The following is a 23,096-nucleotide window of genomic DNA, read 5'->3' as shown; positions in this document are numbered from 1 at the left end:
GAGAAGACATGTTTGGAAAACTCACCCTAGACGCCTTCCACCATTCGAGCATGATCATCGTGTTCGCGAATGTGATCATGATCGGCACCGGGCTGGCCGTGGTCGCCGCGCTGACCTATTACCGCAAGTGGGGCTATCTTTACCGCGAGTGGTTCACGACGGTAGACCACAAGAAGATCGGCGTGATCTATATCGTGATCGCCTTGATCTTTTTGCTGCGCGGCTTTATCGACGCGGCCATGGTACGTGCCCAGCAGGCGAGCGCCGGCCCGGGCATGGACGGTTATCTCGAGGCCGCCCATTTCGCGGAGCTGTTCACCGGCCACGGCACCATGATGATTTTCTTCATGGCAATGCCGTTTCTGGTCGGACTGATGAATATCGCGATTCCGCTGCAGATCGGCGCGCGCGACGTGTCTTTTCCGCTGCTCAACGCGATCAGCGTGTGGCTGACCGCAGCCGCTGGTGCGCTGGTGATGATCTCGCTGCTGGTGGGCAGCTTCTCGGAAGCGGGCTGGTCGGGCTATACGCCGTTTTCCGGGCTGGCTCATAGCCCGGGCCCGGGTGTGGATTACTGGATCTGGGCGTTGCAGATATCCGGTATCAGTACCACGCTGACCGGCGTCAATTTCGTGACCACCATACTCAAGAAGCGCGCGCCGGGCATGACGCTCATGCGCATGCCGATGTTTACCTGGACGGTGCTGTGCACGAGCATTCTGATCGTGGTGTCGTTCCCGGCGCTGACCGCGGCCCTGGCCCTGCTCGCGCTCGATCGCTCGGTGGGCACGCACTTCTTCACCAGCATCATGGGTGGCGACCAGATGCTCTACATCAACATGTTCTGGCTGTGGGGCCATCCGGAGGTCTACATTCTGGTGCTGCCGGCCTTCGGCATCTTTTCCGAGGTGGTGACCACCTACTGCAACAAGCGTCTGTTCGGCTACACCTCGATGGTGTGGGCGACCATGGCGATCGCCTTCCTGTCGTTCGGCGTATGGGTGCATCACTTCTACACCATGGGTCAGGATCCGCTGCGCAACTCGATCTTTGGTATCGCCACCATGGTCATCGCGATCCCGACCGGCGTGAAGATCTACGACTGGATCTGGACCATGTTCCGCGGTCGTATCGAGTACAAGCTGCCGATGCTGTGGACCCTGGGCTTTCTGATCACCTTCGTCATGGGCGGCATGTCCGGCGTGCTGCTGGCCATTCCGGGTGCCGACTACAAGATGCACAACAGCCTGTTTCTGGTTGCGCATTTCCACAACGTGCTGATCCCGGGCACGATGTTCGGGCTGCTGGCCGGCTTCTATTACTGGTTCCCGAAGGTGTTCGGTTTCCGTCTCGACGAGAAATGGGGCCGCCATTCCTTCTGGGGCTGGCTCGTGGGCTTCTATGTGGCGTTCGTGCCGTTGTACATGCTCGGTATCATGGGTATGCCGCGGCGCATGGTCACCTATGACAACCCGGCCTGGCATTTCTGGCTGGTGATCGCGGCCATCGGGGCCATCATCGTGGCCTATGGCATCTTCGCCATGTTCATGCAGATCTATGTGAGCTGGCGCGATCGCGAGAAGAATGCCGACCTGACCGGTGATCCCTGGGGCGGGCGTACCCTCGAATGGTCGATCCCGTCGCCGCCGCCGGAATACAACTTCGCGGTGGTGCCTGAAGTGCGTGATCGCGATGCGTTCATGGAAATGAAGGTTAACGACTGGGCCTATCAGCGGCCGTCGGCGTACGAGGATATTCATATGCCGAAGTCGACACCGTTGGCCATCGTGATCGCAGCGCTATCGTTCGTCTTCGGCTTCGCCTACGTCTGGCATATCTGGTGGCTTGCCGGGTTGTGTGTGCTGGGCACTGTAGCCGCGGTGATCGTGCGCAGCTTTAACGACGAGACCGAGTTCGTGATTCCTGCCGCCGAGGTAGAGGCCGATGAAGATGCCTTCCATCGCCGGCTTCAGGACGCTGATGTCTTTGAGCATATGAAGGACATCAAAGAGTATGGCGATGAGCGCACGCCCAACGGCGAGTTCATCGAACCGACAACCCGGGCCACGTCCGGCGTGCCGGGCTGACACGAAAGGTATTCGAGAGGCATAGTTCATGGCGTCAAGCCCATCCCACGATCTAAACCGCGTTCGCGCCGCAGCTCGGGCGGATACTGAAGTCAACTTCGGTTTCTGGGCCTATCTGATGAGCGACGTGGTTCTGTTCTCGATGCTGTTTCTGGCATACGTGAACCTGTCACAGCGATATGCCGGCGGACCGACTCCCGGCGAGATCTTCTCGTTGCATGGCGTGTTTCTCGAAACCATGGCCCTGCTGGCATCCAGTCTCACCTTCGGCTTGGCCATGGTCAGCCTGCACCAGGGTAAGAAGAACCACATCATCGGCTGGCTGCTGGCCACCTTCGTGCTGGGCGCTTTCTTCCTCTGGCACGAAGTCAGCGAGTTCGTGCATATCATCCACGAAGGCGCCTCGTTCGATCGCAGCGGTTTCCTGTCGGCCTATTTCGGGCTGGTGGGCACCCATGGCGCGCACGTGTTCTTTGGCATGATCTGGCTATTGACCATGGTGGCGCAGATCGCGCTGCGCGGGCTTACGCCGGCCATCGGTTCGCGTCTGGCACGGCTGAGCCTGTTCTGGCACTTTCTCGATCTGGTCTGGATCTGCGTGTTCTCGACCGTCTACCTGCCCGGACTGATTCAAGGAGGCAGCGCATGAGCCATTCCGACGACGCCACCCCCGGCCACGCGCCGACCGCGGGCGCCTATATCACGGGTTATCTGCTCGCTCTCGTACTCACGCTGATTCCCTTCGGCGCGGTGTATTACGAGGCGTTCTCGCCTGGTGTGATGCTGCTCGTCATTGCGGTGACGGCCGTCCTGCAGCTAGGCGTGCACCTGCGTTTGTTCCTGCATCTCGATATGTCGCAGGAACAGCGTTGGAATACGATATCGGTGCTGTTCTCGGTGTTTACCATCTTCGTGATGGTGGGCGGTACGCTGTGGCTGTTCTACAGCTTGTATGCACGGCATATGATGGTGGGCTACTGACCGCTGCAGGCCCAGGCCGCCCAGCGCTCGCGTAAAAAAGCCCGTGTCGCATGCGACACGGGCTTTTTCTTTCGTGCCGACCGAGAGTTAATCGTCGGTATCGGTATCGGTATCGGTATCGGTATCGGTATCGGTATCGGCACCGGCGTTGGCCTTGGCCGCCGCCGACGTATCCGACGACACGCCCGTATCGTTGTCCATATCGCCGTTCATAGCGGGTTCGGCCCCGGATGAGGTCGACGTATCGACATCGGTATCCGTATCGACGCCGATCGACGTGCTGCCGCCGGCCTGGCCGCCTACCGTGCCGTCGGTGCCATTCATGCCGCCGGCCGAGCCGGATTGGGTGTTGGCTCCGGTATCGACGCCGACATCGGCGTTCACGCCCGCGTTCGTACCCGTGGCGGTATCCGCATCGGTGGCCGTATCGGCCATTGCGACGCCGCCGGTCAGCGCCAGAGCGGTAGCCGTGGCGATGGCAAATTGCTTGTACATGAGTTCTCCTCGTCGTTTGTAGATCCAGGCGACCGTGCGCCTTCGGTATTCACGGTTACTTTGGCGGCCTGAATCCGCGGTGAACGGGCGCCGGTCGTCTTCGTCGAATGCATGCAGGACAGCCATAGCTCATGCTTGTAACCTTGCGACTTTGGTTTATGGTGCTGTAAGCGAATGTCCATACCCGCTTCCATTCTGGCCATCGCGCTCGGTGCGGCCTGCGGTGCCAATCTGCGCTGGGCGCTGGGTCTTGCACTCAACGCGCTGTTCCCGGCGTTGCCGCCCGGCACGCTCGTAGCAAACCTGCTCGGCGCCGGGCTGATCGGCATGGCCATTGCCACGTTTGCGGCCATGCCGGAGCTTTCGCCGTTCTGGAAACTGGCGATTGTTACCGGCTTCCTCGGCGCACTGACCACGTTTTCAACGTTCTCGGCCGAGATATTCACCCAGATCCAGAGCGGGCGTCTGGGCTGGGCCTTTGTGGGCATCGCCGCGCACGTGGCCGGCTCGCTCGTGATGACCGGTCTGGGCATGGGCGCGGTGGCGTTGTTGCGCCAGATCGGACGATGAACGGGAGCAACAGATTATGAAAGGCTTCGAACTGATCTTCATGGCGCCGCGCTCGCGCCGTCATCACGGTAAGCCGGCACTGGACACGGTGGCGGAGCTTGCACGCGACCAGGGTATCGAGCGCAGCACTCGCCGGGTGGACGCCGAAGGAACGGGTATGAGCGGTCATACCCACTCCGCGCATTTCTTCGAGCAGGCCGATGAGCCGGAAGAGCTGATGTTCGTACTCGACGGTGGCCAGGCCGACACACTCATTCGAAGTGTGGACGAACACGCGGTGCCGGTGTTTTGCGTACGCCGCGCGATCGAGTACTGGCACTTTGGCGAAGAGTGACTGCGGCTGCGACCCTTAAGCTACAACCGGAGCCGGCGCCTGCGCCTGCCTCTCAGCCGGCGTGCTCGCCGCCCTGGTGCAATCGAGCGATCAACCCGGGCAGCTCGTCGAAATGCGTGAAGCGAGTCAGAGCGATCTCCGGATGCGAGCCGATCGCACCGTGCGGGTCGTAGCCCAGCACGTGCATACCGGCGCGATGACCGGCCAGAACACCGGCATCGCTGTCTTCGATAACCACGCAGCGCTCGGGGGCGACATCGAGCGCGGCCGCTGCGGTGAGAAACAGATCGGGCTCGGGCTTCCATACGCCGATGGTATAGGCGCTGAAAACGAAGTCGCCGAAATAGCGGGCCAGATCGGTTGCATCGAGGGCAGCAGCCAGCTTTTTCTCGGGGCCGCTCGATGCGACGCACTTGGGTAGATCGATCGCCTCGATTGCTGCGCGCACGCCCGGCATCGGCTGCAGTTCGCGATAGAACAGGTCGATCATCTGCTGGCGATAACGCGGTGTGAAGTCGGCGGGGATAGTCACGCCGTGGCGCTCGGCCAGCGTATCGATCATCTGTTCGAACTGGCCGCCACGAAATTCCGACTCGATAGCCCGTGCGTCGAGTACGACGCCGTAATCGGCTTCGAACATTTCGGCCACGCCTTGGGCGTTGAGCAGCTCGCTATCGACGAGCGTGCCGTCGCAATCGAAGATAACGGCGTCGACTCGCGACGGCGCGGTGGGGGAGGCGTAGGTCATCGACAAATCTCGAACAGGTATCGGCCGCGGTTGCGGCAGACGGGTTCCCGATCATGGGGGCGAAGTCAGCCGCTAAAACCCGTCTGTGCCCAATCCATTCGGCTGATTGGTCAAACGCCGGTAGCGCCGGTTTTCCTGAACGAACCGCACGCCGCCTATAATCAGGACGAACACGCCGGTACCGCCAAGAACGATACCGCCGACGAGCGCGCTCGGGTGTTCGATCCATTTTGCGAGTATGGCGCCAAGGCCGATCATCGACAGACTCGTACGAATATAAGCCAGCAGCGTGCGCTCGTTGGCCAGCCGCGAACGAGACAGCGCCAGCCAGTCGCGGGCGATGAGCGTATCTGGATCGATGTCGTCGTAGGGTTCGTGTCGACGCATGGGTCAGCCGGTCACACGTACGGTATGGGCGATGATCGCATTGTAGAGGCAGCCATGATCGTTCCATGGAACGGTTTCCGGCTGGACGTGCCCGTTTTCATCGGTCGCACGGATACGAACGACATGTTCGCCGGGGTCGGCCGTCCAGGAAAACACCCAGCGCACGCCGGCCGCGGCGATATTGGGTTCTTCGAGCGTTGCGTTGCGCCACGGGTCGTCGTTGACTGCATACTCGACGCGGGCTACCCGTCCCTCGCCGGAAAAGGCACGCCCCCGTATGGTCCGGGTGCCGGCGCTCAGTTCGGCGTTCCAATCGAGTTCGATCACACTCATAACCGGCATGACCGTAATAGGAATGCCGTCGGCAGGCGGTTGGGGCGGATAGGCCGGCCCGGCGAGTGTGTAGTCACGCGTGTTCCAGTGCGTGTGCAGAGGTTGTGTCGACACCTGGATTTCGCCCAGCCATTTGATGCTGGCTGCGCCCAGCCAGCCCGAAACGACCAGCCGGGCGGGAAAGCCGTGGTCTGCCGGCAGCCGCTCGCCGTTCATGCGCAACGCGATGAGCGTATCGTCGGCCATGGCTTTGGTGATCGGCAGCGGACGGGCGAATGCCTTGTGGTCTAGGCCAACCGGTAATACGTCGCAGGCGTGGGCGGTCACGCCCGCGTTTTCGAGTACGTCGCGCAGACGCACGCCGGCCCATCGTGCCACGCCGATGGCGCCGGTATGCCACTGGGCGCCGCCGGCCTGTTGGCCGTAGTGTTCGGCGAAGAAGGCGCGTGCGTTGCCGGCGCATTCGATCGCGCGGGTTATCTCGGTCTGCCGCATGGCTTGTAGTGCCGCATAGTCGAGTTCCATAGGCTCGGCCAAGCCGTCGCCGTACAAGCGCAGGTGCCAGCTGGCTGCATCGATCGTCGGCGTTGGATTATGGCTGCGTACAAAAAATCGGCTGCTGGGCGTGATGTAGCCTTCGAGCTCGGCGAGCCGCGTTTCGGCATTACTGTTCTCGCCGTGTTCGGGAATGCTGAACCAGTCGTTCGGCGTCGGTTTTTCTATGCCGCTCGTATCGTTGCTCACCGCCTCGTCCGATCTGCGATCTTGTGATCGAAATACTCGGCGCTAACCGGTGTTTACGCAAGGCACTCGTCGTCAGCCGGCCTGAACACACCCTCTCCAGGCCGGGCAGATACGTGCCGGACTAGTGGTGATGGCAACCGTGCGCCGGCTGCGATGCTTGTTTCGACAGCCGCCACAGGCCAAGGCCGATTACGGTGAAAACCAGATTCAGCCAGAACGTGTAGTCGATTTTGAAGAATTCCATCGAGCCGACGCTCACGGCTGTTGCTTCTGGGGCCCAGCCGCCGAGGGTGAAGACGACGTCGATCAGAAAGCCGGTCAGCGCCATGGCGATATAAAGGATCGCCCCGAGTTGAACGGCGAGCTTGGTGCCGTAGTACTGGCGATAGACCAGCAACATCGGAATCACGATCAGATCGCCATAGATGAAAGCCAAGGCCCCGCCGAAGGATATGCCGCCATTGAACAGGGCTGCGGCCATGGGCACGTTGCCCACCGAACAGACGAAGCTGAACACCGCGACCAGCGGCCCCACCAAAGCGTTTTCGATCATCTGTAGCCAGCTGACCTGGTCGCCCGACGAGAGAAACAGCGCCTGCCAGAAGCTTTGGGGCACCCAGACAACCACGGCGCCGGCGACGACGATACCGATGACGATATCCTTCCAGATCATCGACCAGTCCATGGCGAAGCGCGCGGCTGCCATGCGCCAGCCGTCGAGGCTGAACAAACTGGGCACGTCATCATTACTGACGTCGTCGTTATCGGATGCGGCTTCGCGTAGGCGCTCGAAAGCCCGGGCCGGCCCAAAGCTCTTCATGAGCAGCGCCATGATCGCGATCAGCACGATACCGCCCGCGAACTCGGCAACCACGAACTGCCAGCCCATCAGCGACCAGAGCACGAAACCCAGTTCAATCACTAGATTGGTGGCGGCGATCATGAAAGCGATAGCGGCGGTGATGTGGGCGCCGCGCAGAAACACGCTACGGCTCATTGCCGCCGCTGCGTACGAACACGACGAACTGATCGCGCCGAAAAAGCCGGCACGTGCCAGCGACGCCGGGCCATCATCGCCCATGACCTGGGCCATGCGACGTTTGGGGACGAACGCTTGTACGGCACCGGAGATCGCGAAACCCACCACCAGCGCCCAGAGCATTTTCCAGCCCATGCCGGCGATGGTGTAAAGCGTTTCTCCCAGCATCGATAGCCAGTTCATAATTCATCCCTTGTTCTGCGATGTTCGAGCCGTAGAGCGAGGCCGCGAATGAATGCCCAAAAAATAGACCTGTAGTTGGGTACGGATGCAAACTCGAATATAAAATTCGGTTCATTCAGTATTGATTGAACGAATCGGACGCTATAGGCTCTTGCGCCATGAGCGAATCAAACCAGGCCGTCAGCGCCTTCATCGAACGCATGGGGCTGGCTGCCCAAAGTGATGGCATGCCGCGCATCGCCGGCCGAATGCTGGGGTATTTCATTATTCATGGCGGACCTGCAAGCCTGGCGGCCCTGGCCGATTCGCTGCAGGTTTCGCGCGCGAGCGTGAGCACGAATGCGCGTATTCTTCGTAATCTGGGCGTGCTCGAAGCCACCGCCGTACCCGGCGATCGCCAAGACTATTATCAGCTTGCCGAACGCCACTACCTGCGACTGCTCGAAGGCTATGTCGAACGCATGGGAACGATGAGCACATCGCTGGCTCAGGCAGAACGCGAACTGCCGGCCGACTGGGACGATGCGCAGGCCCGCCTTGCGGATATGCACCACTTTATCGACAACGCGCGCGACAATATCCGTGAGTTGATCGAGCGTCTGGCCCAGAGGGCGGACGAAAAGCCGCCCCAGGGCCGATCATGAGCCGCATGCCGCATATCCGTCCGATCTGGATCGTTCTGGTTATCGTGGTCGTGCTCGCGGCCTGGCTGGCGTCCGGCATGGTCGGTAATACAGACCAATCCGCCGCCGAGGCGGCGCCGAAAGCCGATAAGGCCGAGCCGGTAAGTGTGGCGGTGCGCACCTCGACCGCCGAGTCCGTATGGCGAGAGGTCGAACTCAACGGCCGTACCGCCCCCGATCGCGCCGTGACCCTGCGCGCCCAGACCGCGGGGCGTATTGAGTCGGTTCAGGCCCGACGCGGCGCCCGCGTGAACGCGAACGATGTGCTGGCCCGTATCGCCGTCGACGACCGCAGCGCATCGCGCAACGAGGCGCGCGCCGTGGTCGAGCAGCGCCGATTGCAATACGAAGCCGTACGCAAGATGTCGGAGAAGGGGTATCAGACCCGGACCGATCTCGCCCAGGCCAAATCCGATCTGGAAGCCGCGCAGGCTCAGCTCGCCGAGATCCAGCAGGATATCGACAACACCGTCATCCGCGCGCCGTTTGCCGGTGTACTGGAAACCCGGCCGGTCGAAATCGGTGACTACGTCGGGGTGGGTGATGAAATTGCCCGTGTCATTCAGCAGGATCCGTTCGTGGTTCGGGGTGATCTGGCAGAAAAGGATGTCGCTTTTGTCGAGCCGGGCCAGAGCGGGCATGCGCGTCTGATCGACGGCCGAACGGTCGACGGTACGGTGCGCTATGTCGCCACTGAAGCGGATGAAGCCACGCGTACCTACCCGGTCGAGCTGGAAGTCGACAACCCGAGCGGGCGGCTCGTCTCCGGCGCCTCGGCCAAGCTGATCCTGCCGCTGGAAGAGGTCGAGGCCCACGACGTGGCCGCCGATCTGCTCACGCTCAACGAAGCCGGCGACATGGGGATCAAGACGATCGGCGAAGACGGGCGCGTGGCCTTTCATACCGCCGATATCGTCAAGAGCAATGACGAGCGGCTATGGCTGGGCGGGCTGCCCGAGACGGTACGTCTGATCACCACCGGCCAGGGGTTCGTGCGCGCGGGTGACCCGGTCCGCATCGCGGACGATGCGGATGCGGCGGCCGGTGGAGCCGTGGCCGCGCCAACCCAGGATGATGCACGGCCGGCTGCGAATGGCGCCGACTCGGACTCATGAATGCGCTGATCGCTGCGGCCTTCTCGCGGCCGCGCACCGTCGTGCTGGGCCTGATCGTGATTCTGCTTGCGGGCGGTGTCGCTTATCGCGATATTCCCAAGGAATCGTCGCCGGATATCACGATTCCCACGATTTATGTGTCGATGACGCATCAGGGCATTTCGCCCGAGGACGCCGAGCGTTTGCTGGTCAAGCCGATGGAGCAGGAGCTGCGCTCGATCGAAGGCCTGAAGGAGATGAGCGCGACGGCCTCGGAAGGCCATGCCAGCGTGATTCTCGAATTCGAGGCCGGTTTCGATCCCGATACCGCGCTCGACGATGTACGTAATCAGGTCGATATCGCCAAGGCGGATCTACCCGATGAAACCGAGGAGCCCACGGTCAATGAAGTGAACGTGGCCCTGTTCCCCGTGCTCGTGGTCAATCTCTACGGCGATGTGTCCGAGCGCGTGCTGGTCGCACTCGCCGAGGATGTCCAGGACGAACTCGAGTCCATACCCGGCGTGCTCGAGGCCGATATCGCAGGCGATCGCGAAGAACAGATCGAGATCAATATCGATCCGCTCAAGCTGGAAAGCTACGGCTTGTCGCTCCAGGAGGTGTTCGACTCGGTTCAGCAGAACAATCAGCTTGTGCCGGCAGGCGCGCTCGAATCCGGCACGGGGCGGTTTTCGATCAAGGTGCCGGGCGTGATTGACAATCTCGACGCGCTGCGCAATACCGCGATCAAGCGCGCCGAGGATCAGGTTGTCACTGTCGCCGACGTGGCGACCGTACGACGGGCCTTTGCCGATCGCGAGAGTTTTGCACGGCTGAACGGGCAACCCACGCTCGCGCTGGAAGTCACCAAGCGCATCGGCGCGAATATCATTGATACCAATCAGGCGGTGCGCGATGCGGTCGCGCGTCTGCAGCAGGCCTGGCCCGACGCGATCCAGGTCAATTACTCGCAGGACGAATCCGAAGACGTTACCCGACTGCTGGGCGATCTTCAGAACAATGTGGTCAGCGGCATTCTGCTGGTGATGATCGTGATCGTGGGTATTCTTGGCCTGCGTGCGGGTACGCTTGTGGGCGTATCCATTCCCGGCTCATTTTTGCTGGGCATTCTCACCCTGGCCGCGCTCGGTCTGTCGGTGAACATCGTCGTGCTGTTTGCCCTCATTCTGGCGCTCGGGCTGCTGGTGGACGGCGCGATCGTGGTGGTCGAACTCGCCGACCGGTTTCTTGCCGAGGGCGAAAGCAAGATCTCAGCCTATATGCACGCCGCCCAACGCATGGCGTGGCCGATCATTTCCTCGACGGCGACCACGCTGGCCGCGTTCGCGCCGCTGCTGTTCTGGCCGGGGGTGGTCGGCGAGTTCATGCGCTACATGCCGATCACGCTGATCGCGGTGTTGAGTGCATCGCTGCTGATGGCGTTGATCTTCGTACCCACCCTCGGTGCCGTCATCGGTGGTTCCGCGCCGGGCGGTGCCGAAACCGTCTGGCAGCCCGGCCAGAAGCTGCGCGGCGCGACCGGGGCCTATGTCGCCACCCTGTCGTTTTTCGCGCGTCACGCCGGCAAGACCGCATTCGGCGCAGTGTTGTTGTTCTTCGCTGCAATTTTCGCCTACGCGAGTCTGGGCAAGGGCGTCGAATTCTTTCCCGATATCGCCCCCGACAACGCAGTCATCCAGATTCATGCCCGCGGTCAGCAATCCGTCTCGGAAGCCGACCGACTCGTGCGTCAGGTCGAGGACCGCGTGCTGACGATGTCCGGTTTCGAATCGGTCTACACCCGTACCGGCGCCGGCCAGGAGTCGTTTCGCCAGGGCACGGCCGACGATGTGATCGGCCAGATCCAGCTCGAGTTCGAGCCGTGGGGGGTACGCCGGCCGGCGGGTGAAATCATGGCCGACGTGCGGGACCGTATTGCCGGCATTCCGGGTATTCGTACCGAGGTCCAGGAACAGGCCCAGGGCCCGACCCAGGCAAAGCCGGTCGAACTGCAGATCTCCGGGCCGGATATGCCGGCACTGGATGACGCCGCCGATTTCGTGCGCCGCGGCATGGCCTCGGTCGGCGGCTTCACCGATATCCAGGACACGCGTTCGAGCCAGGGCCTTGAGTGGCGTATCGATGTCGATCGCGCCGAAGCCAGCCGCTACGGCGCGAATGTGGCCTCGATAGGTCAGGCGATTCAGTTGGTCACCCAGGGCATCAAGGTGGGCGAATATCGTCCGGACGATGCCACCGACGAAATCGATATCCGCGTGCGCTTTCCCGAAGACGCGCGCAATCTGGAATCACTGGATAACCTGCGCCTGAAAACGGACGACGGTCAGGTGCCGGTGTCCAATTTCGTGACGCGTGTGGCTGCGCCCAAGGTGGAGAATATCGAACGTACCGGCAGTCAGCGAACAGTAACGGTCGAATCCGGCGTGGCCGAAGGCAAGCTCGTTGCCGATCAGCTCACAGCACTACGCGAGTGGATCGGCGCGAACGTCGAGTCCGCCAATCTCAATCCGCGTGTAGATATCGCGTTCAAAGGCGAGGACGAGGATCTGCGCGACGCCGAAGCGTTTCTGTCCAAGGCGTTCGGGGTAGCCGTCGCGCTGATCGGCGTGATTCTGCTGACCCAGTTCAATAGCTTCTATCAGTCGTTTCTGATTCTCTCGGCCGTGGTCTTTTCCACCGTTGGTGTGCTGTTGGGGCTGTTGATCGCAGGCCAGCCGTTCGGTGTGGTGATGAGTGGTATCGGCGTCATCGCACTCGCCGGTATCGTGGTCAACAACAACATCGTGCTCATCGATACCTATAACGTGAATCGTGCGGCCGGTCTCAACGCGTGGAACGCGGTCATTCAAACCGGCGCGGAACGCTTGCGCCCGGTGGTGCTGACCACTGTAACCACGATTCTCGGCCTGCTGCCGATGGTGTTGCAGATGAACGTCGACATCATCGGTCGTTCGATTACCTTCGGGGCGCCCTCGACCCAGTGGTGGACACAGTTGGCCACGGCCATCGTCGGCGGCCTTATGTTCTCGACGCTGCTCACGCTGGTGCTTACACCCTGTTTGCTGGTGCTCGGCGCACGCGTGGGCGAGCGCTGGTCGAAACGTCGCGGAGATCCTGCATGACACGATCCGTATGCCGATACCGCCGGCCAACCATGGGTGCGGCTCTGCTGGCGCTCGCCGTTGCCTTGCCGGCCCAGGCCGGTCAGAACCTGCTCGATACCTACGACCAGGCGCTGCGTAACGATACCGAACTGCTCACCGCCCAGGCCGAGTCCGGCGCGGCGGATGCGCGTTATCGCCAGGCGCGCGGGCAGCTGTTGCCCTCGCTGTCGGCCAGCGCGAGCTATACGCGTGTCGAACAGGAGCAGACCTTCGAGTCGCCGGAGGGCGGCGATGCCGGCGCCGGCGGCGGGCTGAGTTTCTTCGGTGGCAACGACGGCCCGACGACGTCCGATCAGCAATCCTATTCGCTCGATCTGACTCAGCCACTGTTCAACTGGACCGCCTGGCAGGCCAAGGATGCCGCCGACGCGCGTCGCGATCAGGCCGTGCTATCGCTTTCCAATGCCGAACAGGCGCTGATCGTGCGTGTGGCCGAGGCGTATTTCGATGTGCTGGCCGCGCGCGATGCATTGAACTCGGCCCGTGAACAGCAGCGTTCGATCCAGAGCCAGCTCGATCGCGCCGAGGCCGCATTCGAGGCCGGCCTCGATCCGATCACCGACCAGCAGGAAGCACAGTCCAGTCTCGACAGCGCCATGGTCGATGCGATCGACGCGGAGAACCAGCTCGCCAGCGCGCGCGATGCATTGATCACGCTGACTGGGCGGACGCCGAATGCGTTGTCCGGTATCGATGTGACCGAAACCATGCCGGATATGGCCGTCGACGGTGCAGGCCGAGACCGCGATGCGTGGCTTGCGGTCGCACTGCAACGCTCGCCCCAGGTGGCGGCATCGGAAGCAGCCTGGCGGGCGGCGCGCGAGGATATCGGCGCCGAGCGGGGCGGGCACTTGCCGACGGTCAATCTGGTCGGACGCGTCGGTCGCCAGGAGCAGTTGTTTCCACTCGGCGCAGGCGGGCAGGCGAATCTCGTCGATGAAACCCGCTCTATCGGCGTCGAACTGCAGATGCCGCTTTTTTCCGGTGGTGCAACACGAGCGGCGGTCTCAGAGGCCGAATACAACGCGGAGCAGGCGCGTCTGGATGTGATTTCCGCGCGTCGCCAATTGCTTATCGATATCAACGAGGCCTATCGCAACGTACAGACCACCGAGCGCCGTCTGGCAGCGCTCGATCGGGCGATCGCATCCGGGCAGACGGCGCTCGAGGCTGCGCAGGCGGGCTATCGGCTGGGCAATCGCACTATTCTCGATGTGATCGATGCACAGATCACGCTGGTGCAACGCCGGGCCGATCGCAAGCAGGCCTGGTACGACCATGCGCTGGCGCGGCTGCGGCTACGCGAAGCCGCCGGTGTGCTCGATTTCAACGAGCTGGCCCGCATTAATGCTCGGCTGCGCGGGGCGCCCGAGGCCGGCACCACCGGTTGAGACGCCGCTTTGCGATTTGTCTGGCGTCGTTGCCGGCGCGAAGGTGTGCGGCTGTTATGATCGACATCGCTTGATGTCAGCGGCGACGATACGCCGCTCGCGATGTGCGCATCATAATAACGACGACAAGTTCGAGGAGCATGGCGCCCGTGCAGCGATAGGCGCCACACCGATGCATGGACGGCAGTTTTCTCTATCTGAGTGTCGAGACCTGGAAATATATTTCCATGCCGGTGATCAGCGCGGTGGTCGGCTATGTGACCAACGTCGTGGCGATCAAGATGATGTTTCATCCGATCGAGTTCTGGGGGCTGTATAAACCCTGGCTCGGCTGGCAGGGCATCGTGCCGCGCAAGGCCTCGAAGATGACCGGTATTTCGGTGGATACCATCACCGAGTCGCTGATTACCGAAGCCGAGATCTTTGGCCGGCTCGATCCCGATCGTGTCGCCGATGAACTCGAAGGTCCGATGATCGAGCTGACCGACGAGATTACCGATACGGTGATGCATCGCCACCACCCCACGCTGTGGGAGGCGCTGCCGCTGGTCGTGCGCAGCCAGATCAAGCGCCGCGTGCGCGCCCAGGCGCCGACGATCATCCGCGAGCTGATGAACGAAGTGCGCACCAACGTGCGCTACATGTTCGATCTCAAGGGCATGATCACGCGTGTGCTGGTGCGCGAAAAGAATCTGCTCAACCGCATCTTTCTGGAGACCGGTCGCAACGAATTCATTTTCATCGGCCGTTCCGGCGCCTACTTCGGGTTTGCGTTCGGTTTGATCCAGATGCTGATCTGGGTGTTCTTCCAGGCCTGGTGGTTGTTGCCGTTGTTCGGGTTGCTGGTGGGCTGGGCGACCAACTGGCTGGCGCTGAAGATGATCTTCAACCCGAAGAAGCCGTTTCGGATCGCGGGCTTCACGATCCAGGGCCTGTTCTTCAAGCGTCAGCAAGAGGTGGCCGCGGACTATGGCAGCCTCGTGGCCACGCAGATTCTCACCCCGGCCAATATTCTCGAAGAGATTCTCACCGGCCCGTATGCCGATAAACTGTTCGCGCTGGTACAGACCGAGGTGCAGCGTGCGATCGATTCCAGCGCCAGCGTGGCGCGTCCGTTCGTGAGTTGGACGCTGGGCAACGAGGATTACGAGCGAATCAAGGCGGAGGCTGTGGCCGAAGTCGTCGCTCGTATGCCGGAAACGCTTTCGCATATGACGGGCTATGCCGAAGATGCGATGGCGATTCAGGAAACATTGATCACGCGCTTGCAGAATCTCACCCCGCTTCAGTTCGAGGGCATGCTTCGGCCGGCATTCGAGGAAGACGAGTGGATATTGATCGCGGTCGGCGCCGCACTCGGACTGGCCGTTGGCTGGTTCCAGCTGATCGCGCTGTTCTCGAGCGTTTTCATGGAACGTTTTGGTGGTATTCCCGGCTTGGGTTGAAGCTGATGACGGCTCGCCAAGCAGGCGGGCGATTCGATTTGGAGATAAAACGATGGCCGGCAAGAAGAATCTGACTGTGCGTACCCCGCGAGCGTTCCAGTTCCTGCGCCAGGCCGCGCGTGCCGCCGAGGAATGGCCGGTGGCAGGCTCTGCGGTACGCCGTTTTCAGGACGCCGAGACCTGGGCCATGGCCGAACTCAAGCAGCGTCTGGATGCGATGTCCGACGCGCCGCAGGAGCGAGCGCGTACGCGTGGCCCGGCGGTCGAAGGCCCTGCACCGCGGGACATGATGGCGCGCTTGATCACGCAGTCGCGCGGGGTCGATCCGGAAGCCGCGCGCGTCTGGATGTATCGCCAGACGTTGTCGCGGCTGGTGCCCGACCAGGTCGCGATGATGGCATTGCTCGCCGATCGGGAAATCGCGCCGTTGTGTAATGTCGCCGCCGGCCGCCTGCCGGCCGGGCCGGTGAGTGTGGTGGTGCTCGCCAATGCCAGTTCGCTGGGGCGTGATGCCGGCGTGTTGCTGCGCGACTATGTGCCCCAGTACATGAGTGAAATGCTGGCGCTGGGCGTATTCGAAGCCGGCCCCGAAGATGATCGCCTGGCGGATCAGTATGAATTGCTGCTCGCCGACACGCAGCTGCGCAAGACCATGGACCGGGTTCGGCGTGAAATGAAGCTTTACCCGCGGCTTCAGCGCTTTAGCGTACATATGAGCGACTATGGCAAGGCGCTCTGGCAGGACTGCCGCCCGGCGGAGGTCGTATCGAGCGCGCCGACCCAGGGCGCTTAGAGCGCACGCTGCTGCCCGCACGCGCACCGGGCTGTTAAGCTGTAAAGCTGAAAAGGGATCGTTTCGCTATACAGAATTCATACCGCCACGAGGAGACCGGCCGATGAGTGAATCCGAGCGCGACACATTGAGTGTCTGGGACGTACTTAAACCCACCGCTGACAAGCTCAGCGGGGTCGACCGGCTGCTCATGGGCGCAGGTATCCTGCTCAAGTCCAAATTCCAGGACAACATCACGATTGCGACTTTGATCGAGGGCCATGCCGGGCGTCGGCCGCAGCATGACGCGATCACGTTCGAAAACCAGCGTTATACCTACGCCCAGCTCAATGCCAATGCCAATCGCTACGCACGCGTGCTCAAGGCGGGCGGCATCGAAAAAGGCGATGTGGTGGGCGTATTGCTCGGCAACCGGCCGGAGACGCTGTTCATCGTGGCCGCGCTGGCCAAACTCGGCGCGGCGGCGGCGATGTGCAATACCAAACAGCGTGGCGATGTGCTCGCGCATAGCCTGGGCACGGTCAAGCCCAAAGCGATGTTGGTTGGCGATGAGTTGTTCGATGCGTTCGAGGAAATTCGTGGCGAGTCCGGCATCGCCGGTCTGAGCCCGCTATGGCTGGTGCCGGACAGCAGCCGTGCCGCTGCATCTCCCGCGCCCGAAGGCTGGACGGATTTTCTTGCCGAGGCCGCCAACCAGCCGACCGGCAATCTCGACGATGCCGCCGACGTTTCTTCCAGCGATACCTGCTTCTATATTTTCACCTCGGGCACCACCGGCATGCCCAAGGCGTCGCGCATGAGCCACGTGCGCTGGCTGCGCGGCGGCGCAGGCCTGGGTATGGCCGGGCTGCGCCTGACGCCCGATGATCGGTTCTATTGCCCGCTACCGCTGTATCACAACAACGCATTGACGGTGTCGTGGTCGTCGGTGCTATGTGCCGGGGCGACGTTTGCACTGGCGCCGAAGTTCAGTGTGAGCAACTTCTGGCCGGATGTGCGGCGCCACAAGGCCACGGTGTTCTGTTATATCGGTGAGTTGTGCCGCTACCTGCTGCAGGCAGACCCGGACGAAAACGACCGCAACCATGCCATTCGCGCGGTAATCGGCAACGGCCTGCGCCCGGATATCTGGGACGAGTTCAAGGCCCGTTTCGGCATCGAGCGCGTTTGCGAGTTCTATGGCGCCAGCGAAGGCAACCTGGTCTTCGTGAATGGCTTCAACATGGATCGTACCGCCGGTTTCTGTCCGCTGCCGTTTGCCGTTGTCGAATACGACCCGGAGACCGAAGAGCCCGTCACCGACGACAACGGCCGGATGAAAGAGGTCAAGAAAGGCGAGACCGGTCTGTTACTCAACAAGGTAACCGATTTCGCGCCCTTCGAAGGTTATACCGACCCCGAGGCGAGCGAGAAAAAGCTCTTTCGCGGCGTGTTCAAGAAGGACGACTGCTATTTCAATACCGGCGATCTCGTGCGTCGCCAGGGCATGCGTCATATCGCCTTCGTCGACCGGCTGGGCGATACCTTTCGCTGGAAAGGCGAGAACGTGGCGACCACGCAGGTCGAGAACGCGCTCAATGCCTTTAGCCAGATCGAGGAATCGGTGGTCTACGGCGTGGAAGTGCCCCATAGCGACGGCCGGGCCGGCATGGCCGCGATCACGCCGGTACGCGATCTGGAAGATATTGACTGGGCGGCGCTGGTGAGCCATCTGCGTGACGAACTGCCGGACTACGCGGTGCCGGTATTCATCCGCCTGCGTCCGGAACAGGAAGTCACCGGTACGATGAAGTATCGCAAGGTCGACCTGAAGAAGCAGAGCTATAGCCCGGAAGGCGATGAGCCGGTCTATATGCTCAAGTCCGGCGCCGACCGCTACGAAGCGATCGACGACACCACGCGCGAAGCGCTCGCTGACGGCGATATCAACCTGTAGTCGCCGCGTGCCCGGGCGGCGCTCGTCTGCCGCCCGGGCTCAAGCCCTGCGGCTTTATTCCGAGGCGGCGGCGTCGAACGCGTCGTCGCCGGATTCGGTGGCTTCGTAATGCTGGGCACCAAAGATCATCGCCCGGAACATGATCTTGGCTTCGCGTGCCATTTCCGTCGCTGTGAGACCGGTATCTTCGGTGAGCCATTCCGCGATCAGCTCGTTGAACATGCCGACTAGCGCGACCGACGGCAGATGGTAGTCCCGCGTGGGCAATACGCCGTTGTCAGCCATCAGTTCGGCGTAACGACGAATGATTTCGGCCAGCTGATGCGTGGTTTCGCGGCGTTTTTTCTCCATGACTTCGGATACGCCCACTGCCTCGATACAGAGAATGCGTCCGCGCCTGGGGTCGTCGAGCAGAAAATAGACCGCAGCTTCGATGGTGTCGGCGACACGCTGGGTCAGCGGCGTGCGCGTTTCGGTCAACGACGCGCGCACGATCTGGTCCATGCGTTGCACCAGCTCGGCGTGCACGGCATGCAAAATCGATTCGCGGCCTTCGAACTGTTCATAGAAGTGGCGCGTCGAAACCTTGGCATGCGAACACACGGCCTCGATCGGGGTGGCGGCATATCCGCGTTCGCCGAACAAGTCCGTGCCGGCGGCTATAAGCCGCTGATAGCGCTGCGTTCTGAGCTGTTCAGCGCTCAATCCGCGATAACCGCGGCGGCGCGGCTTGCGAGTGGATGACTTCGGATCTGTTTCTTTCACGTGCTTATGCCTGCTTGACGAGCAGAGTCGTCTTGCTATTATCTGAAAACCATTCTTTTTCGAAAACGGGCTGTACCGTCACGCTATCTAGAGATGAGGGCGGCGGCGGCGATGACAACCCGTTCAAAGACGGAAGCTTAAAGTCATGACAGCAGTTATTGTCGCACTAGTGCTGGTTGGCCTGTATTGGACGTTGCTCTACCGCGGTGTATCGCTGCCGGTATTTACCGGCGTAACGGTCGCTGTCGTGGCTGCGCTATGGGCTGTCGGCGTACTTGGGCCGATCGGTGTGGCTGTCGTTGCTGTATTGATCGGCGTGCCGCTGGCTATCTTCAATATCGTGCCGCTGCGGCGCGCATTGATGACCAAACGTCTGTATGGCGTGTTCCGCAAAATTCTCCCGGAAATGGGCCCGACCGAAAAGGAAGCGCTGGAAGCCGGCGATGTCTGGTGGGAAGCCGAGATGTTTCGTGGCCGTCCTGACTGGAAGCAGCTGCACGATTTTCAGCTGACCAAGCTGACCGCCGAAGAGCAGTCGTTTCTCGACAACGAGACCGAGCAGCTGTGCGCGATGATCGACGACTGGCAGGTCAACTTCGAGCTCAAGGACCTGCCCGAAGACGTCTGGGACTACATCCGTAGCAACGGCTTCTTTGCCATGCTCATTCCCAAAGAGCACGGCGGCCTCGGTTTTTCGGCCTATGGCCAGTCCTGCGTGGTGGCCAAGATCGCCACACGTTCGCTTACGGCAGCCGTGACAGTGATGGTCCCGAACTCGCTCGGCCCGGGCGAACTGCTCACCCATTACGGCACCAAGGAACAGCAGGAAAAATGGTTGCCCGGTCTTGCGTCCGGCAAGGAACTGCCGTGTTTCGCGCTGACGGGCGTGGAGGTCGGCTCGGATGCGACGAAGATGCCCGATACCGGCATCGTGTGTAAGCGCACCGTCGACGGCGAGGAAGTGCTGGGTCTGTCCCTGAACTTCAACAAACGCTATATCACCTTGGCGCCGGTCGCGACGATGATGGGCCTGGCTTTCAAGCTCAAGGACCCGGATGGCCTGCTGGGCGATCCGGAAACCGTCGACTACGGTATTACCTGTGCACTGCTGGCCACCGATACGCCCGGCGTGAAGATCGGCCGTCGTCATTTCCCAGGTGCGACGTTCATGAACGGCCCGATCCAGGGCGAGGACGTGTTCGTGCCGATCGATTCGATCATCGGCGGTCCGGACAAGGCTGGCAAGGGCTGGCGCATGCTCGTCGAGTGTCTGTCGGCGGGGCGTGGTATTTCACTGCCGGCGCTTTCTACGGCCACCGGCAAAGGGATGTATGGCATCACCGCGGCGTATTCGCGTATCCGTCGCCAGTTCGGCACCGAGATCGGCAACTTCGAAGGCGTACAGGAAGGTCTGGGCGTAATCGGCGGCTATGCCTATATCCTCGAAAACGTGCGTAATCTGACGGCCTCGGGCGTGGATCACTGCACGCCGAGCGTGGTTACGGCGATGATCAAGTATCACGCCACCGAAATGATGCGCACGATCATCAATCATTCGATGGATATCCACTCGGGGCGCGGCATCATCATGGGCCCGCGCAACTATCTGGCGGCGGCTTACCAGGCCCTGCCGGTGGCGATCACCGTGGAAGGCGCGAATATCATGACGCGTAGTCTCATGGTGTTCGGCCAGGGTGCGATTCGTTGCCATCCGTACGTTTATAGCGAGATGGAAGCAGCGCATAACCCGGATTTCAACGCTGGTCTGCAAGAGTTCGATCGCCTATTGTTTTCCCATATCGGATATTCGATCAACCGGGCGGTGCGCGGCTTTACGCTGGGTATCACCGGCGCACGGTTGGCCAAATCACCTGTCAACAATGCGATGTCCGACTACTATCGTCATCTGGAACGTTTCTCTGCCGCGCTGGCTTTCTGCGCCGATCTGTCCATGGGCACGCTCGGTGGCGCCTTGAAGCTCAAGGAGTCCACTTCGGCGCGTCTGGGCGACGTGCTCAGCCACTTGTACATGGCGTCCGCCACACTCAAGGGCTTCGAAGTCAATGGCGGTACCGACGAAGACAAGGTCCATGCGACCTGGGCTCTGGAGTACCACCTGCACGAGATCGAAAATGCGTTCCACGAGTTCGTGCGCAACTATCCGATCAAGGCAGTGCGTCCGGTGCTCAAGCTGATTGCACTGCCCAGCGGCCGGCGCTTCTCGGGCCCGACCGATAGCCAGAACGCGGCGCTTTGCGACATGATGCTGAACATGAAGCTGGATACGCCGTTCGGCAAACGCATGAGCTATGACCTGTATATCGGTCGCGGCGAAAACGATCCCACCGGTCGTCTGATGACCGCTTTCGAGAAACTCCAGGAAGTGGACAGCTTCTACAGCGAATTCCTGCGTGGCGTGAAGCACGGCGAGATCGAAGGCGAAACGGTCGAAACGCAGTTGCAGGACGCGGTCTCCAAACAACTGTTGTCGGCCGATCAGGCCGATCAGATTCGCGAATACGATCGTCTGCGCTACGACGTGCTGCTGACCGATGACTTCAGCAAGGAATATCTCGCGAATCCGCTCTCCGAACAGGCGCGGCGCGCTGAAGGCCGGCCGGCGGATCTGCGTATCGCCTCATGACCCGGAGTTTGCTTGGCTCGCGACTGGTCGAAGTGGGCGACGGCAGTCTGGCTGGAATAACCGCAGTCGACGCAGCCACCGAGGTGGCCCCGCAAGCCGCGGGGCTCACCGCCCACGCGGTCGACTCGATCTGGTCGAGCGTGGAAGCGCTCTATCGTACGGGCGCCTATCCGGCGGTGACGTTCTGTCTTCGCCGGCGTGGCGAGATCGTGCTTAATCGATCGATCGGTTATGCCCAGGGCGGCGGCCCGGGTGAAAGTCGCGGGCCGCACGCACGGCTGGCCGAGCCCGATACGCCGGTGTGTCTGTTTTCGGCCAGCAAGGCGATCACCGCCATGCTGGTCCACAAACTGGCGGAAGAGGGCGGTATCGATCTCGATGATCGCGTCTCCCGCTACTTGCCGGAATTTACGGGGGGTGGCAAGGACCGCACGACCATTGCCCAGGTGCTTTCGCATCAGGGCGGCTTTCCCATGTTCCATGTGAACGCCGCTGACAAGGGGCCGGAAACGCTTCTCGACTGGGATCGCTGTATCGAGTTGATCTGTGCCGCACCCGCCGAGAAGGGTGGCAAGCGGCTGGCTTATCATGCGATTACCGGTGGTTTCATTCTCGCCGAGGTGATTCAGCGTGTGACCGGTATGGCGTTTACCGACTATCTGGACACGCGATTTCGCCAGCCGCTGAACATGCGCTATTTCACCTTCGGGCTGGAATCGTCGTCGCGGGCGCGGGCAGCGCGTAATTATATTGCCGGCCAGCCGGTGCGCTTTCCCATTTCATTATTGGCCAAACAAGCGCTTTCGGCCGATTTTGCCGAAGTCGTCGATGTCTCAAATCGCGACTATTTCATGGACGCGGTGGTGCCGGCCGGCAATCTCTATGCCACGGCCGAGGAGCTATCGCGCTTCTATCAGATGATGCTTGACGGTGGCGTCTACGAAGGTCGCCAGATCATGGCGCCGGCCACCATCCGACGTGCCATAAAGCCCGCGGTACGGCTGCGCTACGACCATACTCTCAAGATCCCCATGCGCTACAGCGAAGGGATGATGCTGGGCGTGAACCCGTTCGGCTTGTACGGGCCAATGACCGGCAACGCATACGGCCATCTGGGTTTCATGAATATTCTGGGCTGGGCCGATCCGGATCGCGATATCGCGGCGTCGTTGATGGTGACCGGAAAGGCGATTCTCGGCGGCCACCTGCTCGCGCTCGGCCAGCTTTTGAGCACGTTGTCCTGGCAATGTCGAGGTTGA

20 protein-coding genes are annotated in these 23,096 nt (G+C 61.5%); 14 read left to right on the top strand and 6 right to left on the bottom strand.

The annotated features are described in order from the left end of the window. Positions 1-8: 8 nt before the first annotated feature. Genes SSPSH_RS09005 through cyoD form a run of 3 tightly spaced genes read left to right on the top strand, consistent with a single transcriptional unit; the run spans position 9 to position 3,068 of the window. On the top strand, positions 9-2,087 hold the full coding sequence (locus SSPSH_RS09005; protein ID WP_021031621.1) for a cbb3-type cytochrome c oxidase subunit I: 2,079 nt from the start codon (positions 9-11) through the stop codon (positions 2,085-2,087). 28 nt (positions 2,088-2,115) lie between these two features. After that, positions 2,116-2,736: a cytochrome o ubiquinol oxidase subunit III gene (cyoC, locus tag SSPSH_RS09000; protein WP_006912655.1), complete on the top strand. Its 621-nt coding sequence runs from the start codon at positions 2,116-2,118 to the stop codon at positions 2,734-2,736. Then, positions 2,733-3,068, top strand: coding sequence for a cytochrome o ubiquinol oxidase subunit IV (cyoD, locus tag SSPSH_RS08995; RefSeq protein WP_006912654.1), 336 nt, complete (start codon positions 2,733-2,735; stop codon positions 3,066-3,068). Before cyoC ends, cyoD begins: the two co-directional genes overlap by 4 nt. Before the next feature lie 87 nt (positions 3,069-3,155). Here the strand turns inward: cyoD and SSPSH_RS17925 are convergent, their stop codons facing one another. After that, positions 3,156-3,563: a hypothetical protein gene (locus SSPSH_RS17925; protein ID WP_006913670.1), complete on the bottom strand. Its 408-nt coding sequence runs from the start codon at positions 3,561-3,563 to the stop codon at positions 3,156-3,158. A gap of 174 nt (positions 3,564-3,737) precedes the next feature. Between SSPSH_RS17925 and crcB the strand changes: the two genes are divergently transcribed. Continuing rightward, complete coding sequence (gene crcB / locus SSPSH_RS08985) at positions 3,738-4,133, top strand: fluoride efflux transporter CrcB (RefSeq protein ID WP_006912652.1); 396 nt, start codon at positions 3,738-3,740, stop codon at positions 4,131-4,133. Positions 4,134-4,149: 16 nt separating this feature from the next. Further along, the gene (locus tag SSPSH_RS08980) at positions 4,150-4,467 is read left to right on the top strand and encodes a DUF190 domain-containing protein (RefSeq protein ID WP_006912651.1); all 318 of its coding nucleotides are present in this window, start codon (positions 4,150-4,152) and stop codon (positions 4,465-4,467) included. 52 nt (positions 4,468-4,519) lie between these two features. Here SSPSH_RS08980 and SSPSH_RS08975 read toward each other — a convergent pair whose 3' ends face one another. The 4 genes from SSPSH_RS08975 to SSPSH_RS08960 form a co-directional block, all read right to left on the bottom strand. After that, positions 4,520-5,215, bottom strand: coding sequence for an HAD-IA family hydrolase (locus tag SSPSH_RS08975; protein WP_006912650.1), 696 nt, complete (start codon positions 5,213-5,215; stop codon positions 4,520-4,522). A 72-nt stretch (positions 5,216-5,287) separates the two neighbouring features. Next, positions 5,288-5,602: a DUF202 domain-containing protein gene (locus SSPSH_RS08970; RefSeq protein ID WP_006912649.1), complete on the bottom strand. Its 315-nt coding sequence runs from the start codon at positions 5,600-5,602 to the stop codon at positions 5,288-5,290. A gap of 3 nt (positions 5,603-5,605) precedes the next feature. Next, the gene (locus SSPSH_RS08965) at positions 5,606-6,679 is read right to left on the bottom strand and encodes a sulfite oxidase (RefSeq protein WP_006912648.1); all 1,074 of its coding nucleotides are present in this window, start codon (positions 6,677-6,679) and stop codon (positions 5,606-5,608) included. Between the two features lie 121 nt (positions 6,680-6,800). Beyond that, complete coding sequence (locus tag SSPSH_RS08960) at positions 6,801-7,901, bottom strand: permease (RefSeq protein ID WP_006912647.1); 1,101 nt, start codon at positions 7,899-7,901, stop codon at positions 6,801-6,803. A gap of 158 nt (positions 7,902-8,059) precedes the next feature. Between SSPSH_RS08960 and SSPSH_RS17920 the strand changes: the two genes are divergently transcribed. The 7 genes from SSPSH_RS17920 to SSPSH_RS08925 all read left to right on the top strand — a co-directional run bounded on the left by SSPSH_RS17920 (position 8,060) and on the right by SSPSH_RS08925 (position 18,428). Further along, positions 8,060-8,545, top strand: coding sequence for a GbsR/MarR family transcriptional regulator (locus SSPSH_RS17920; RefSeq protein ID WP_006912646.1), 486 nt, complete (start codon positions 8,060-8,062; stop codon positions 8,543-8,545). Further along, positions 8,542-9,699 carry an efflux RND transporter periplasmic adaptor subunit gene (locus SSPSH_RS08950; protein ID WP_006912645.1) on the top strand — a complete coding sequence of 386 codons (1,158 nt, stop codon included), beginning with the start codon at positions 8,542-8,544 and terminating at the stop codon, positions 9,697-9,699. The genes SSPSH_RS17920 and SSPSH_RS08950 overlap by 4 nt, the downstream gene beginning before the upstream one ends. Further along, entirely contained in the window at positions 9,696-12,821 is a 3,126-nt protein-coding gene (locus SSPSH_RS08945; RefSeq protein ID WP_006912644.1) for an efflux RND transporter permease subunit, read from the top strand. The genes SSPSH_RS08950 and SSPSH_RS08945 overlap by 4 nt, the downstream gene beginning before the upstream one ends. Then, positions 12,818-14,254, top strand: coding sequence for a TolC family outer membrane protein (locus SSPSH_RS08940; RefSeq protein WP_021031620.1), 1,437 nt, complete (start codon positions 12,818-12,820; stop codon positions 14,252-14,254). Before SSPSH_RS08945 ends, SSPSH_RS08940 begins: the two co-directional genes overlap by 4 nt. A 176-nt stretch (positions 14,255-14,430) precedes the next feature. Further along, positions 14,431-15,699, top strand: coding sequence for a DUF445 domain-containing protein (locus SSPSH_RS08935; protein WP_006912642.1), 1,269 nt, complete (start codon positions 14,431-14,433; stop codon positions 15,697-15,699). Positions 15,700-15,751: 52 nt separating this feature from the next. Continuing rightward, entirely contained in the window at positions 15,752-16,492 is a 741-nt protein-coding gene (locus SSPSH_RS08930; protein ID WP_006912641.1) for an Abi-alpha family protein, read from the top strand. Between the two features lie 103 nt (positions 16,493-16,595). After that, entirely contained in the window at positions 16,596-18,428 is a 1,833-nt protein-coding gene (locus tag SSPSH_RS08925; protein WP_006912640.1) for a long-chain-acyl-CoA synthetase, read from the top strand. A gap of 54 nt (positions 18,429-18,482) precedes the next feature. On the opposite strand, the gene SSPSH_RS17915 is transcribed toward SSPSH_RS08925, so the two are convergent. Continuing rightward, a complete protein-coding gene (locus tag SSPSH_RS17915) occupies positions 18,483-19,193 on the bottom strand; it encodes a TetR/AcrR family transcriptional regulator (RefSeq protein ID WP_021031619.1) in 711 nt (236 codons plus the stop codon). A 145-nt stretch (positions 19,194-19,338) separates the two neighbouring features. Here SSPSH_RS17915 and SSPSH_RS08915 point away from each other — a divergent pair, with 145 nt between their 5' ends. Together SSPSH_RS08915 and SSPSH_RS08910 are read left to right on the top strand one after the other, a co-directional pair. Next, positions 19,339-21,837, top strand: a complete 2,499-nt coding sequence (locus SSPSH_RS08915; RefSeq protein WP_006912638.1) for an acyl-CoA dehydrogenase — start codon at positions 19,339-19,341, stop codon at positions 21,835-21,837. Continuing rightward, positions 21,834-23,096, top strand: a complete 1,263-nt coding sequence (locus SSPSH_RS08910) for an EstA family serine hydrolase (RefSeq protein WP_006912637.1) — start codon at positions 21,834-21,836, stop codon at positions 23,094-23,096. The genes SSPSH_RS08915 and SSPSH_RS08910 overlap by 4 nt, the downstream gene beginning before the upstream one ends.

Source organism: Salinisphaera shabanensis E1L3A, assembly GCF_000215955.2.
GTDB classification, from domain to species: Bacteria; Pseudomonadota; Gammaproteobacteria; order Nevskiales; family Salinisphaeraceae; genus Salinisphaera; species Salinisphaera shabanensis.
Note: the sequence above shows the minus strand (reverse complement) of the source record. Positions and strands in the feature narration are given on the sequence as shown.

What these genes read in the sequence shown, in the direction of transcription:
- crcB (WP_006912652.1), top strand. Translation starts at nt 3,738, where the DNA reads ATGTCCATACCCGCTTCCATTCTGGCCATCGCGCTCGGTGCGGCCTGC.
- SSPSH_RS17925 (WP_006913670.1), bottom strand. Translation starts at nt 3,563, where the DNA reads ATGTACAAGCAATTTGCCATCGCCACGGCTACCGCTCTGGCGCTGACC.
- cyoC (WP_006912655.1), top strand. Translation starts at nt 2,116, where the DNA reads ATGGCGTCAAGCCCATCCCACGATCTAAACCGCGTTCGCGCCGCAGCT.
- SSPSH_RS09005 (WP_021031621.1), top strand. Translation starts at nt 9, where the DNA reads ATGTTTGGAAAACTCACCCTAGACGCCTTCCACCATTCGAGCATGATC.
- SSPSH_RS08935 (WP_006912642.1), top strand. Translation starts at nt 14,431, where the DNA reads ATGGACGGCAGTTTTCTCTATCTGAGTGTCGAGACCTGGAAATATATT.
- SSPSH_RS08915 (WP_006912638.1), top strand. Translation starts at nt 19,339, where the DNA reads ATGACAGCAGTTATTGTCGCACTAGTGCTGGTTGGCCTGTATTGGACG.
- SSPSH_RS08945 (WP_006912644.1), top strand. Translation starts at nt 9,696, where the DNA reads ATGAATGCGCTGATCGCTGCGGCCTTCTCGCGGCCGCGCACCGTCGTG.
- SSPSH_RS08970 (WP_006912649.1), bottom strand. Translation starts at nt 5,602, where the DNA reads ATGCGTCGACACGAACCCTACGACGACATCGATCCAGATACGCTCATC.
- SSPSH_RS08960 (WP_006912647.1), bottom strand. Translation starts at nt 7,901, where the DNA reads ATGAACTGGCTATCGATGCTGGGAGAAACGCTTTACACCATCGCCGGC.
- SSPSH_RS08975 (WP_006912650.1), bottom strand. Translation starts at nt 5,215, where the DNA reads ATGACCTACGCCTCCCCCACCGCGCCGTCGCGAGTCGACGCCGTTATC.
- SSPSH_RS08930 (WP_006912641.1), top strand. Translation starts at nt 15,752, where the DNA reads ATGGCCGGCAAGAAGAATCTGACTGTGCGTACCCCGCGAGCGTTCCAG.
- SSPSH_RS08940 (WP_021031620.1), top strand. Translation starts at nt 12,818, where the DNA reads ATGACACGATCCGTATGCCGATACCGCCGGCCAACCATGGGTGCGGCT.
- SSPSH_RS08925 (WP_006912640.1), top strand. Translation starts at nt 16,596, where the DNA reads ATGAGTGAATCCGAGCGCGACACATTGAGTGTCTGGGACGTACTTAAA.
- cyoD (WP_006912654.1), top strand. Translation starts at nt 2,733, where the DNA reads ATGAGCCATTCCGACGACGCCACCCCCGGCCACGCGCCGACCGCGGGC.
- SSPSH_RS08980 (WP_006912651.1), top strand. Translation starts at nt 4,150, where the DNA reads ATGAAAGGCTTCGAACTGATCTTCATGGCGCCGCGCTCGCGCCGTCAT.
- SSPSH_RS17920 (WP_006912646.1), top strand. Translation starts at nt 8,060, where the DNA reads ATGAGCGAATCAAACCAGGCCGTCAGCGCCTTCATCGAACGCATGGGG.
- SSPSH_RS08910 (WP_006912637.1), top strand. Translation starts at nt 21,834, where the DNA reads ATGACCCGGAGTTTGCTTGGCTCGCGACTGGTCGAAGTGGGCGACGGC.
- SSPSH_RS08950 (WP_006912645.1), top strand. Translation starts at nt 8,542, where the DNA reads ATGAGCCGCATGCCGCATATCCGTCCGATCTGGATCGTTCTGGTTATC.